Genomic DNA, 12,768 nt, shown 5'->3' on the forward strand with positions numbered 1-12,768 from the left:
TTCTAACACACCTTTTTGTTTTTGTGTATTTTCTTGTATAAGATATTAACTTTTTATGCTTTAGTCATTAACAGTAAAAATAAATTATACTAATGTTAGAGAATCAAATTACAACATTAGACTGATAAAGAGTCTATTGTCCGAAGAAATTATTAAAAATGGCGATTATTACGATACAATCTCTCAAAAAAGATTTTGGCATTAAGGAAATTCTTAAGGATGCTAGTTTCAGCATCGATGATAAGGATAAAGTTGGTTTAATTGGGGTTAATGGTTCAGGAAAGTCAACTTTACTGAAAATTTTATCAGGTTTAGAACCTTATGATGGCGGTGAAATGATCGTAAAATCGGGAGCGAAAATCATTTATCTGCCTCAACAACCAGAAATTGAGCCTGATAATACCGTTTTAGAGCAAGTTTTTGTCTATAGTGGCGAACAAATGCAGTGGATTAAGGAGTATGAAGATTTATCTCACCGCATCGCCCATGCTGATACTATCACTCAACAGCAGTTAATGGGTAAGTTAGAGCGAGTGACGGAAAAAATTAACGCTGGTAATGCTTGGGATTTGGAAACCAACGCTAAAATTATCCTTGATAAGTTGGGGATTAGTGATTTTGAGGCAAGAATGGGGGATTTGTCAGGAGGTTATCGCAAAAGAGTTGCCCTTGCTTCCGCTTTAATGGCTGATCCTGATCTATTATTGATGGATGAGCCTACTAACCATCTTGATGCTGAATCCGTACAATGGTTACAGGAATATTTGCAAAAGTTTCGAGGAGCAATTTTCTTGATTACTCACGATCGATATTTTTTGGATCAAGTTACAACTCGTATTCTGGAGATCGATCGAGCCGAAATGTACAGTTATAGTGGTAACTATAGTTATTATTTAGAAAAGAAGGCTTCTTCAGAGGAATCTGAGGCTAGTAGTCAAAGAAAACATCAGGGGATACTCAGAAGGGAGTTAGAATGGCTTAAAAGAGGTCCTAAAGCCCGTAGTACGAAACAAAAAGCACGGATCGATCGAATTTATGACATGAAGGAGAAGGAGTTTAAACAGACTCAAGGCAAGGTTGAAATTGATACCCCCAGTCGTCGCATCGGTAAAAAAGTCATCGAATTAGATAATATTAGCAAATCTTTTGGCGATCGAACCCTGATTAAAGATTTTACTTATGAATTTGCTCCTGATGATAGAGTAGGGGTTATAGGTGGTAACGGCGTTGGTAAATCAACCCTGATGAATTTAATCATGGGCAAAATTGAACCCGATAGCGGGAAAGTTGAGATCGGAAGTACTATTCATATTGGTTATTTTGATCAACATTCCGATAGTTTAATCACCGCCGCGCAAAATGAGCAACGCGCCATCGAGTATATTAAAGACGTAGCAACCTATATCGAAACCTCTGACGGCACTCAAATAAGCGCTTCTCAACTGCTAGAAAGATTTTTATTCACCCCCAATCAACAATATTCTCCCATTGCCAAACTTTCGGGAGGAGAAAAACGCCGTTTATTTTTACTGAGGATGTTAATTAGTAATCCTAATGTACTAATTTTAGACGAACCTACCAACGACTTAGATGTGCAAACCTTGGCAGTGTTAGAAGAATATATCGAATCTTTTAAGGGTTGTGTCATAGTAGTATCTCACGATCGATACTTTCTCGATCGAACCGTAGAAACTATTTTTGCCTTTGAAAGTAAAGGCAACTTGCGCCAATATCCGGGTAACTATTCCGTTTATTTAGAGTATAAAAGTAAAGAAGAAAAACAATTGCAAGAGGAAAAAAACACTAATAATAAAATCCTTAAAGAAGATAAAAATAGAGAAACAAAAGAGAAAAATACTAATGGGAAAAATCGCAGAATGTCTAGTTATCAAAAAAAAGAATTAGAGAAACTAGAGACAAAAATTATTCCTAATTTAGAGACAAAAAAAGAAGAAATAGAGAAAGAGTTATATAACAACTCAAATCTTGATTATGAAACCCTAAATCACTTAACATTAGAATTAGAAAAGGTGAATCAAGAGATAGATATAGCTACCGAAAAATGGATGGAATTAGCAGAATTAGAAAATTAACTTTTCTGATTGACACAATCTCTCCCCCGTAAAAGTTGAATATTATTCAACCCCTACAAACCAATTTTTACTTTTATCGAAAAATGCACATTTTTTTCGATATTTCCCTTGACAAGGGTTGACATTTTTGATAAAATTTAGATAATGGGAATAGTGACATTTTTAAAGATAGACAGTCAGATTTCCATTATGATCTTTATATTTTCTATTATTACCAAAAAAAGAGAAAAAGTCAAGGAAAATCGCAATTTTTTTCACCCTTTTTATGATTAAAAATCTATTATTATTAAAAACCGTGATATTTTTCACAAAAGTTTATTAAACATTAGGATGAAAATAATTATAAATATTTTGGGCTAAATGGTTGCCAATGCCCGATACTTCTTGCAGTTGTTTCAGACTTGCTTCCCTGATATAATCGATCGAATTAAAGTGAGATAATAATAATTTTTGACGCTCAAAACCTAACCCCGGAATATCATCTAAGATCGATCGACGACTAGCTTTTAATCGCTGTTGACGATGGAATGTCACCGCAAAACGATGGGCTTCATCTCTCAATCTTCTTAGTAATTGTACCCCCGTTTGTTCTTTCTGGGTTGGTAAAGGTTGAGACTGATTAGGGATAAAAATTTCTTCCCTTTTTTTTGCTAAACTAATCACATTAATTTTTGACAACAAATTCATTTCTTCTAACACTTCACACACGGAAGAAAGTTGCCCTTTTCCGCCGTCAATCATCACTAAATCGGGATATTCTTCTGTTTTAGAAAAGCGTCTTTTAATAATTTCTTGAAGGGATGCAAAATCGTCAGAATGTCCGATTTTTATATCTGGATTTTGTATTTTATAATGGCGATAATGTTGTTTAGCTGGTAAACCATCGATAAACACAACCCTTGAAGCCACTGCATTTGAGCCTTGTATGTGAGATATATCATAACCTTCGATGCGTCTAGGTAATGTGGGTAAATCCAAAATTTTCGCTAAATCTTCCATCGCTTCTAAGTTAGTTTGTGTGAATTTTTGGCTTCTTTCTAACTCAATGTTCGCATTTCTTTCAACCATAGATATTAACTCCGCTTTTTGCTGTTTTTGAGGAGTAATAATCGTCACTTTTTTACCTTTTTTTTGCTGTAACCAATTAGTTAAAATTTCGGCTTGGGGTAAATTATATTGAACTAAAATTTCTGAGGGAATTTCTAGGGAGTCAATATTAGAATAATGCTCTTCTAAAACTCTTTGTAAAATCTCTCCTTTTTCATCATTTTTACTATCAATAAAATCTTGGTATTTATTATTAATAGATTCTTTTGCTATCGATCGAACTGACATTTTTCCGTTATTATTGTATAAATTTCCTGCATATTGATCTTTAATATCAACAGTTTTAGATTCATTTTTTGTCTGTGATAATGAGATTTTTTCCTTATCAGTAACAGAATTTTTGTTATCAGTAAAAAAGCCTAGTCTGCTAATTAAACGCCCTGCCCGTATCTGGAATAATTGAATACAAATATGATTATCATCTTGAGCTAGAGCGATAGCATCCCTAGATATAGTATCATCAGGTAAGGCAACTTTTTGACTGGAAAATAATTGACTTAAACTCTGAATTTGATCTCGATATTTACTAGCTTTTTCAAACTCTAAATTTTCGGCACAAGATTGCATTTTTGCGGTTAATTGTTGCAATAATTCATCAATTCTTCCCTGAAAAATTAAGGCAATTTTACTGATAGTTTCTCGATATTCTTCGGGGGTAATTAAATTTTGACAAACTCCGGGACATTTTCCTATATCATAGTTCAAACAAGGACGATTTTTATATAGAGGTTTCGATCGTTGTCTAAGGGAAAAAGTGCGTTTAATAATCTCAAGGGTATCTTTTAGTTTACCACTATCTACATAAGGACCATAATATCGATCGAGTTTACTATTTAAGCGCCTTTTACGGGTAATAAAAATGCGAGGATAATCTTCCGACCATGTTATACAAATATAAGGGTATTTTTTATCATCTTTCAAGAGGACATTAAAATGAGGTTGATGTTGTTTAATTAAATTAGCCTCTAAAGCTAAAGCCTCCGCTTCGGTATCGGTAACGATAAATTCAATATCCCTAATTTGTTGCACCATCAAGGCAATTCTATTACTATGTTTTTGACTAGCATTAAAATAAGATTTAACTCTATTTTTTAAATTTTTAGCTTTACCAATATAAAGAATATTACCCTCTTTATCTTTCATAAAATAAACCCCAGAATCGGAGGGTAAGTTACTTAAAATTGTTGATAAATTTTCATTCATAAATTTGATACTAATAGCAACTATTGTAATCTTAAATTATTTTATTGTCGATCGTATATTTAATAATCTTTATTACCTCGATTTAAGCTCATTTTTATATTGCTCATAATTGTCATAAATATTCATTTCTTCTCTATTCCATTCATCAGCAAAAACAGCTAATTTTTCTCTAATATTTTCAGTTTCTTCTTGATTAATTCCCCTCGATTTTAAATCAATATTTTGAGTTTCAAGAAATGTTACTGGTGTTTCCTCTTGAATATTATCGGGATATTGCTCAATTATAATTTGACCTTTATCATAAATTCCTGTTACAGTTTTTAACATAGTTATTTAAGACCATTAATCAGTGTTTTACAAAATTATATCCATTGTGAACATCAAATCTACAGATATTTTATCATATTGACTTTAAGCTACGAGCTTAAAATTTTATTACCCATTTAATTACTACCATTCTTGGTTTCTAATTTGTCTTACCCAATCATCGCTATTTTGCATATCTTCTCTATCTTTCCACATTCCAATAAAAGATTCATCATCTATATTTTCTTTGCTTTCCAGATTAAGATTATCTTTTTTTAGTGAAGGATAACGTTTTTTAAGTAACTCAATAAAATCTAGTAACAATAATTGTAATTCTTCGGAAAAAGTGTCAATTTCGGCTTTTATTAATTCTGCAATATTCATAAAATATTAGGTAAAATTTATCTTATTTTTTTTATTAAGCCAACAATAATTTTTAGGACTTCTAATAATTTTCAGATAAACAATCATTTAATTTATCAAGCATATTTTTTCTTATTAGATAATCCCAACGATATTTTCTTTCTCTATGTCTAAAACGAGAAATTTGATGAGTAAATAAAGTCACAACAATATAAAATTTTCTAAGATCATGAACAGTATAAATCATTGAAAGTGATATAGCTAACTGCTTTAATTCAACAGAAAGTAAATCAGCTTCACTACTAGAACAATTATGATCTCGATAATAAGTGATAACAACTTCAGATAAATATTGGGAATGTTGAGAAGTTTCTTGAATTAATCTTATACTATTCTTTGAGATTTTATCATTAGTTTTTATTGATTGAAAATTTTTAAAATCCTTACTATTTTCGACTTCTGAAATTAATCTTGAAGTTAGTCCTTTTAAAGGATAATATTCGGTTAATCCTGTTAAAGTTCCTGATTTTTCTACACCTTGTGGAGGTGTTTTAACTCCAGAATAAACTTGATAGTCTTGAGATGAATTGTCTTGTTTACTAGCAATATATTCTAAAGTTTTAACACAGTCTAAAAAAGAGGAAATATTACGCGCTAAAAATTGTTTATTTTGGATATTAATAATAGCGTAGCCTGTACCTTTATTAATAACAGCGTAGTTTCCTTGCACTGTTACATAAGCACTTGAATCAATATTGGCAATTTCATTCATATTTTTATGTTTATTAGTTAAATTATTGTTTTGAGTAAATGTGATATTTAATAATGTTTTTTATCTGATAAATCACCATATTGCCAATAGCGATTTCCTTCTTTTCCCCTAACACGCCCTAATATATTTCCATATTTGTCATAACATTTATAGCGACTTTGACTCATAAAATTAACTGATTTATCAACTTTAACTGTTTCTGGAGCATACTTTTCTATTAATCTTTGAATATCAGATTTAACATCAAATTTAGGAGTTAAAGGTTTAGATTCTTGAGAAGCTTTAATATCTTCAGAATAATCTTGATATTCTTGAGATGAATTGTCTTGTTTACTAGCAATATATTCTAAAGTTTTAACGCAATCTAAAAAAGAGGAAATATTACCCGCTAAAAATTGTTTATTTTGGATATTAATAATAGCATAGCCTGTACCTTCATTAATAACAGCATAATTTCCTTGTACTGTTATATAAGCACTTGAATCGATATTAGCAATTTCATTCATAGTTTTGATTATTATATGAAATTAAACATAAAGTATTATATTATATGTAAGTAATTATCAGAACTTGATATAATTAGTAATTCCTTATTCTTCATTTCTCATTCCTAATTCTTTAAACATGATACAACGGCAACAATTTTGGCAAGGATTACTCTTAACAGCTTCTTTTGGTTTAATTATGGATTCTGTTAACGCCCAATCTTTGACGGTAGTTTATCCCCCTGCTAACCACGAAACTACGGCAAATTCTATCTTTGTTATCGGCTCTGCTAGTAATGATAATCCAGTCTATATTAATGGTAAGCCGATCGATCGATCTCCTCAAGGACATTTTGCACCTTCCATCCCTCTACAAACAGGCAAAAATGAATTAGTCATCCGTTTTGGCAATGAAGAAATTAAGCGTATTGTCACGAAAAAAGATACTCCTCAACCATCACAATTTACTCCTGTTTTTCCCTCTCAAAATATCAGCAGATTACCCCAAGAATTAGTCTGTTTTCAAGCCGTTGCACCTTATCAAAGTGAAGTATCGGTGGATATAAATGGAGAAATTATTAACTTAACTCCTGACTTAACTATCGCCAATTTGCCCTCTAATTCTGCTATTCTTATCGGAGATAATGAAGGAGAAAAAATCACCTCTCAATCATGGATAAATAAAAAAGGATGTGCCAGTTTTACTAATATTAATACCACTGTTACTCCCACTTTTAAGATGATCGATCGAGCTACAACAGTTCAAGAAATAAGTCAAGGTAATGTAACAATTCTTAACCCTCAAGAATTAACCGTCATTGAAGTAATCTCAGAACAAGGAGTAGCACGAACAGGCTCAAGCACTAATCATTCGAGGTTAACACCCCTTCCCAGAGGCACAAGGGCATCCGTAACAGGTAGAGATGGAGACTGGTTGAGATTAGACTACGGCGGATGGATAAAAGCAGAAGAAACGAGGGTTTTACCCACTAATGCACCGCCTACCTCCATTATTCGCAGTGTATCTTCCCGTCGCTTCGATAATCGTACAGAAGTTATTTTTCCCTTACAAAATCCTGTGCCTATTTCCATTCGTCAGGGGGATGATACTTTCACCCTCACTTTGCATAACACCACCGCGCAAACCGATACCATTCGTTTTGATGACGACTCTTTGATTAAGCGCTTAGACTGGTATCAAACTTCCCCTAGTCAAGTTGACTATATTTTCAACTTTAAATCTAGTCGTCAATGGGGTTATGATGTGCGTTATGAGGGTAGTAATTTAGTTCTCACTTTTAATCATGCCCCTGCCAATATTCAAGGTACAACTATTTTACTCGATCCGGGTCACGGAGGGGAGGAGAAGGGGGCTTTAGGAGGCACGGGGTATCCCGAAAAAGACGTTAACTTAGTGGTATCCCTCTTATTAGCAGAAGAATTGCGCAATCGTGGCGTTACGGTTTATTTAACGAGAGAAACTGATACATTTGTATCTTTAGTCGATCGACAAAGGATGATAAATCAACTAAAGCCTCACCTTGCCTTTTCCATTCACTATAACGCCCTTCCCGATGGCGGTAACGCTGAAAAAACTCAGGGAATCAGCACTTTTTGGTATCATCCCCAAGCCCACGATATATCGGTATTTTTGCATAATTATTTGACCGAAAAGCTCGATCGACCCAGTTATGGGGTATATTGGAATAACCTCGCCCTCACTCGCCCTCATACCGCCCCTAGTGTATTATTAGAGTTAGGTTTTATGATTAACCCCTATGAGTTTGAATGGATTACTAACCCCCAAGCTCAACAACAATTAGCACGTTCGATCGCTGACGGTATTATAGTATGGCTATCAGAGGGAATGAAAAATTAATTTTGTTTTAAAATTAGTCGCTTTAGCCGACTTGTGCTATGAGCCATGAAATTTATTTCTTGGCGAGTTCCTAGATATTACCTAAATCATTTTTTAATACGCAAATCGTTTATTTTATTATATTTTCTGTAACAAAATGTTTTGTAAAAAGTCTCATTTATTACATGGTAAGTTGTTGATTATACATTGATAATATTTGGTAAAATAAGGGCTTTAGCCCTTACTACAAACCAATAAAAATCTTTTCTACTAGATGTCTATAAATCACTAAAACTATTCTTAATTTCTAATTCTTAATTCTCCAAAAAACTATGGGATTTAAAATTATACTATTAATCTCGATCGTACTGATAACGGCATTATTTACTCTACAAAATGCTCAACCCATCACCTTAGTTATTTTTGGATATAATAGCCTAAGTTTGCCTTTATCATTATGGGTTATTGTCGCAGTTTTAGCTGGTATATTATCTAGTTTAATTATTCAAATTTTAAGCTCATCTTCTCCTCAGAGAAAATCTGATTATTCAGATAATCAAAAACCTTATAATCCTCCTCCTAAACCGAAATCATCCTTTAAACAACCCTCTGAAGATAAAGTTTTTTCTCCTCCATCTGCTGGAGTAAATCCTCCTAAATATAATAAACCAGTAGAAGAAATAGATGAAGATTTTGACTTTGATTTTGATGAAGATTCTACTCCACAAATACCATTAAATAATCAGTATCATGATAATTTTGCCGAGTATGAACAACCTGAAAATTATCCTGAAGAAGCTAAAGATAATATCGAATTAAAAGAAGAAATTTTACCTTTAGAAAAGCCTTCAGAAGTTGAACCTATTATCTTAGATAAAAATACTTATTCAGAAGAAAAAATTGCAGAAAATTTAGAAGAAAATATACAACAAAAAGAGCCAATTAATCCCGTAATTAATGAACAAGATAATGTACCTTCAGAAACGTTTTTAAAAGCAAGGGAAGCCTCTCTTTATTCCTATAAACCGAGAGAAAAAACTGAAATTAAACCTAAATCACCTAAGATTAAAACTCCTTCATCTCCTCCAAAAAACAGATCGATCGAACCTTCAAAATCTAGCGATAATAGATATAGAGAAGGGGGAGTTTATGATGCCCCTTATCGAGTCATTTCTCCTGCTTATGATGATACATCCCCTGTGCAAGATGATGAATTTTTTGATGATGACGAAGATTGGGATTTTTAATCAAATAAAAAGTAAAATGATAATTATTTTACAAAACATTTAGTCAAAGTACAAAAACAAAAAATAGCAAAATTTGAGGTTGAAAATGGTAAGTTCGATCGTATTGTCACCCGTCACTGTTGAAGAATATCTTGCACAAGAAGAAATCAACGAAGAAAAAAGTGAATTTATAGAAGGAGAAATTATTAAAATGGCGGGCGCTTCTGCTAATCATAATATTCTAACAGGAAAACTTCATGCTCGATTGTTGTTAGCCTTAGAAGATTTAGACTACAGTGTTTTTATGAGTGATATGAAGTTATTACCTCCTCATGGTGATAATTATTTTTATCCTGATGTGATGGTAATTAAAGGTGAGCCTTGCTTTACTAACGAAAAACAAACAGCAGTAACGAATCCTTGCTTAATCGCTGAAATTTTATCTAATTCCACCGAAGGATTTGACAAGAATCAAAAATTTGCTTTTTATCGCACTATACCCGAATTAAAAGAGTATATTTTGATCTCTCAAGAAGATTATCGAGTAGAATTGTATCGAAAAGTAGGTAAACATCAATGGTTATTAACGGAATTAATGAATCAAGAGGATGTCTTAACTTTAGAATCCGTTGAGGTAGAAATTAGTTTAGCAGACTTGTATAAACGGGTAAAATTTACAAATTAATACTAAATCACAGTTTGTAGTGAGGGCTTTAGCCCTTTTCATAAATAGAATTGTAATTGTGGAGAAAAAGTTATGACAACTACCGCCGATGAAGTTTGGCAATTATTAAGGGAGTTAATTGAATCTCAAAAACAAACGGAATTGCAAATTAAAGAAGTTAGTATGCAACAAAAGAAAACTGATGAACAACAAAAGAAAACCGATGAGCAATTAAAAAAAACCGATCGAAAAATCAAAGAATTAGGTAAACAAATTGGGGGATTAGCGGATAAATTTGGGAGTTTTACCGAAGGTTTAGCCTTGCCTTCCATGGAGAAAATTTTAAGAAAAAAATTGGCGATGGAAGTCATTAGCCCCCGTGTAAGAGTGCGTAAAAATGGGGATGAAATAGAAATTGATGTGTTAGCTTATAGCAATGGTGATATTAATACAGCTTATGTGGTAGAAGTGAAAAGCCATGCCAGAGAAGATTCGATCGATCAGTTAAAAAACATCTTAGCTCGTTTTCGTTACTTTTTCCCTGAGCATCAAAATAAAAAGGTTTACGGTATTTTAACGGCGGTGGATATGTCATCGGATGTACGAAAAAAGGCTTTACAAGAAGGGCTATATGTTGCCCGTATTGACAATGATGTGTTTAAATTAGACATTCCCAAAAATTTTCAGCCCCAAACATGGTAATTACGGTTAGGAAAAAGTATTCTGATGAGGGGAAGTAATAGGTAATAGGTAATAGGTAATAGGTAATAGGTAATATCAAGTTCGGATGATCACTTATAAATAGAAATTTTGATTTTCCTTACTTTGTGCGAGAATTTTATTATAACTGTTTAAGCGGATTTGATATAATTCTTAATTCTTCATTCTTGAATATAGTTTGGTTAGCATCTATCTTAGATTATCTCATCGGTGATCCTTGGGGTTGGATTCATCCTGTACAGATTATGGGTTGGATTATTCAAAGTTACCATAATTTTGTGATCGATCGAACCTCCAGTAAACTAGCTCGTAAAATAGCTGGAGTAATACTCGGTTTAGGATTAGTTATCGGTAGCGGTGGAATAACGTGGTTATTGATTTATTGGGTAAGTAACTTTAACTATTATGGAGGAATCATTCTGCAAACGGTGTTGTTAGCCAGTTGTTTTGCAGGTAAAAGCCTTCGTCATGCCGCCGAAGATGTATTATCCTCCCTCAAAGAAAATGATTTATCTCAAGCGCGTCATCGTCTTAGTTTTTATGTCGGTAGAGATACTGAGAATTTATCAAAAGAAGATATTTTACGAGCAGTTTTAGAAACCGTTGCCGAAAATACTGTTGATGGAGTTACCGCCCCTTTATTTTTTGCCCTAATAGGAACTTTCTTGCCTATAATTGGTAGTGTACCTTTGGCAATAGGTTATAAAGCCATTAGTACTTTAGACTCTATGATTGGCTATAAAAAAGAGCCTTATGTTGATATAGGCTGGTTTAGTGCCAAATTAGAAGATTGTTTAACATGGTTGCCTTGTCGTCTCACGGTTTTAACTTTAGGAATTATCTCTGGAAAACCCCTCAAGTATATTACTGAGTGCAGACAGTATGCAATATTAGACCCTAGCCCTAATTCGGGATGGAGTGAGGCTATTTATGCCTTAATCTTAAAAGTTCAATTAGGAGGCGAAAATACCTATAAAGGGGAGAAAAAATTTAAGCCTTTGTTAGGAAAACCAGACAAAAAAATCGATGCAAATTCGATCGAACAAGCCTTATCATTGACTAGAAAATGTTTTTTATTATGGTTATTTACAATTACTTTGTTAAAACAAGTTTTATTTTGGTTAACAAGAATATAAAGTAGATAAAAATATCCGTAAATTTTTGTATAGATTGATAAAGTTTGTACTATTATACTAAAGTCATTGAGGAATTAAACAAGTGAGTAATTTTTTAGGAAAATTAAAAGACATTATTGGTGGAGGACAACAAGACTACCAATATTATGAGGAAGAAATGGAAACCATGGCAAAAGAAGATTCACCGAAGGATAGTATCATAGTGGATACTCCAGAGGAGTCACAACCCGAACCTCCGGCAGTACAGCCTTCTACCTCTTCTCGTCGTCGTCAACGGGATAAATCCCCTCTCAAAATGGAAACACAGTCATCTTCTTATATGGATAATAGTATGTCAAGTATCTTACCTAATAACGTTATTGGAATGCCAGGAGTTAGTAACGCCGTGAATGAAGTAGTTGTAATTGAGCCCCATTCTTTCGAGGAAATTCCCCAAGTAATTCAAACTTTAAGGGAGCAAAGATGTGTTGTATTGAATTTGAATGTAATGGAACCCGATGAAGCTCAAAGGGCGGTGGATTTTGTTGCTGGAGGCACTTACGCCATTGACGGGCATCAAGAGAGAATAGGAGAAAGTATCTTTTTATTCACTCCTAGAAACGTTAAGGTTAGTACCATCTCTGGTAGTACCTATCAAGTTAGAGAACCTATGGTTACAAATAGTAGCCTGAACACAAATACTATTAACACTTCCTTTGCTGATTCTCTTTGGGATGACGAAGGTGTCAGTATTGGTGCGAATATTGCCCAATAAGTAAGAATTAAGAATTAAGAATTAAAAATTAAGAATTGAAAACCTAGCTAGTAATTTTTTGTCTTCCCCCTCTCCCCCCTC

General features: G+C 33.2%; 12 protein-coding genes. 7 read left to right on the forward strand and 5 right to left on the reverse strand.

Features of this window, described 5'->3' with window-relative positions; genetic code table 11:
* The first annotated feature begins 158 nt into the window (after positions 1-158).
* On the forward strand, positions 159-2,093 hold the full coding sequence (locus ACN4EE_RS19415; RefSeq protein ID WP_431708140.1) for an ABC transporter ATP-binding protein: 1,935 nt from the start codon (positions 159-161) through the stop codon (positions 2,091-2,093).
* A gap of 318 nt (positions 2,094-2,411) precedes the next feature.
* On the opposite strand, the gene uvrC is transcribed toward ACN4EE_RS19415, so the two are convergent.
* From uvrC to ACN4EE_RS19440, 5 genes are all read right to left on the reverse strand, one after another.
* Positions 2,412-4,403 (reverse strand): excinuclease ABC subunit UvrC, encoded by a 1,992-nt coding sequence (gene uvrC, locus ACN4EE_RS19420; protein ID WP_431708141.1) that lies wholly within the window; start codon positions 4,401-4,403, stop codon positions 2,412-2,414.
* Between the two features lie 72 nt (positions 4,404-4,475).
* Positions 4,476-4,730, reverse strand: a complete 255-nt coding sequence (locus ACN4EE_RS19425; protein ID WP_431708142.1) for a hypothetical protein — start codon at positions 4,728-4,730, stop codon at positions 4,476-4,478.
* Between the two features lie 123 nt (positions 4,731-4,853).
* Positions 4,854-5,093, reverse strand: a complete 240-nt coding sequence (locus ACN4EE_RS19430) for a hypothetical protein (RefSeq protein WP_431708143.1) — start codon at positions 5,091-5,093, stop codon at positions 4,854-4,856.
* A 61-nt stretch (positions 5,094-5,154) separates the two neighbouring features.
* On the reverse strand, positions 5,155-5,844 hold the full coding sequence (locus tag ACN4EE_RS19435) for a hypothetical protein (RefSeq protein ID WP_431708144.1): 690 nt from the start codon (positions 5,842-5,844) through the stop codon (positions 5,155-5,157).
* 47 nt (positions 5,845-5,891) lie between these two features.
* Complete coding sequence (locus ACN4EE_RS19440; RefSeq protein WP_431708145.1) at positions 5,892-6,350, reverse strand: hypothetical protein; 459 nt, start codon at positions 6,348-6,350, stop codon at positions 5,892-5,894.
* A gap of 118 nt (positions 6,351-6,468) precedes the next feature.
* Here ACN4EE_RS19440 and ACN4EE_RS19445 point away from each other — a divergent pair, with 118 nt between their 5' ends.
* From ACN4EE_RS19445 to ACN4EE_RS19470, 6 genes are all read left to right on the forward strand, one after another.
* The gene (locus tag ACN4EE_RS19445) at positions 6,469-8,208 is read left to right on the forward strand and encodes an N-acetylmuramoyl-L-alanine amidase (protein ID WP_431708146.1); all 1,740 of its coding nucleotides are present in this window, start codon (positions 6,469-6,471) and stop codon (positions 8,206-8,208) included.
* 311 nt (positions 8,209-8,519) lie between these two features.
* Entirely contained in the window at positions 8,520-9,434 is a 915-nt protein-coding gene (locus ACN4EE_RS19450; RefSeq protein ID WP_431708147.1) for a hypothetical protein, read from the forward strand.
* An 85-nt stretch (positions 9,435-9,519) separates the two neighbouring features.
* Positions 9,520-10,098, forward strand: coding sequence for a Uma2 family endonuclease (locus ACN4EE_RS19455; RefSeq protein ID WP_431708148.1), 579 nt, complete (start codon positions 9,520-9,522; stop codon positions 10,096-10,098).
* Positions 10,099-10,170: 72 nt separating this feature from the next.
* Positions 10,171-10,779: a DUF3782 domain-containing protein gene (locus ACN4EE_RS19460; protein ID WP_431708150.1), complete on the forward strand. Its 609-nt coding sequence runs from the start codon at positions 10,171-10,173 to the stop codon at positions 10,777-10,779.
* A gap of 185 nt (positions 10,780-10,964) precedes the next feature.
* Positions 10,965-11,933 (forward strand): adenosylcobinamide-phosphate synthase CbiB, encoded by a 969-nt coding sequence (gene cbiB / locus ACN4EE_RS19465; protein ID WP_431708151.1) that lies wholly within the window; start codon positions 10,965-10,967, stop codon positions 11,931-11,933.
* Positions 11,934-12,015: 82 nt separating this feature from the next.
* Positions 12,016-12,687, forward strand: a complete 672-nt coding sequence (locus ACN4EE_RS19470; RefSeq protein ID WP_431708152.1) for a cell division protein SepF — start codon at positions 12,016-12,018, stop codon at positions 12,685-12,687.
* Positions 12,688-12,768: the final 81 nt, after the last annotated feature.

Origin of the sequence: Geminocystis sp. CENA526, from assembly GCF_050753365.1 — a bacterium.
Taxonomy (GTDB): domain Bacteria; phylum Cyanobacteriota; class Cyanobacteriia; order Cyanobacteriales; family Cyanobacteriaceae; genus Geminocystis.

Bases quoted from the DNA above. Each gene is read 5' to 3' on its own strand.
- ACN4EE_RS19460 (WP_431708150.1), top strand. From the start codon at position 10,171: ATGACAACTACCGCCGATGAAGTTTGGCAATTATTAAGGGAGTTAATT.
- ACN4EE_RS19430 (WP_431708143.1), bottom strand. From the start codon at position 5,093: ATGAATATTGCAGAATTAATAAAAGCCGAAATTGACACTTTTTCCGAA.
- ACN4EE_RS19450 (WP_431708147.1), top strand. From the start codon at position 8,520: ATGGGATTTAAAATTATACTATTAATCTCGATCGTACTGATAACGGCA.
- ACN4EE_RS19455 (WP_431708148.1), top strand. From the start codon at position 9,520: ATGGTAAGTTCGATCGTATTGTCACCCGTCACTGTTGAAGAATATCTT.
- ACN4EE_RS19425 (WP_431708142.1), bottom strand. From the start codon at position 4,730: ATGTTAAAAACTGTAACAGGAATTTATGATAAAGGTCAAATTATAATT.
- ACN4EE_RS19435 (WP_431708144.1), bottom strand. From the start codon at position 5,844: ATGAATGAAATTGCCAATATTGATTCAAGTGCTTATGTAACAGTGCAA.
- ACN4EE_RS19415 (WP_431708140.1), top strand. From the start codon at position 159: ATGGCGATTATTACGATACAATCTCTCAAAAAAGATTTTGGCATTAAG.
- ACN4EE_RS19445 (WP_431708146.1), top strand. From the start codon at position 6,469: ATGATACAACGGCAACAATTTTGGCAAGGATTACTCTTAACAGCTTCT.
- ACN4EE_RS19440 (WP_431708145.1), bottom strand. From the start codon at position 6,350: ATGAATGAAATTGCTAATATCGATTCAAGTGCTTATATAACAGTACAA.
- uvrC (WP_431708141.1), bottom strand. From the start codon at position 4,403: ATGAATGAAAATTTATCAACAATTTTAAGTAACTTACCCTCCGATTCT.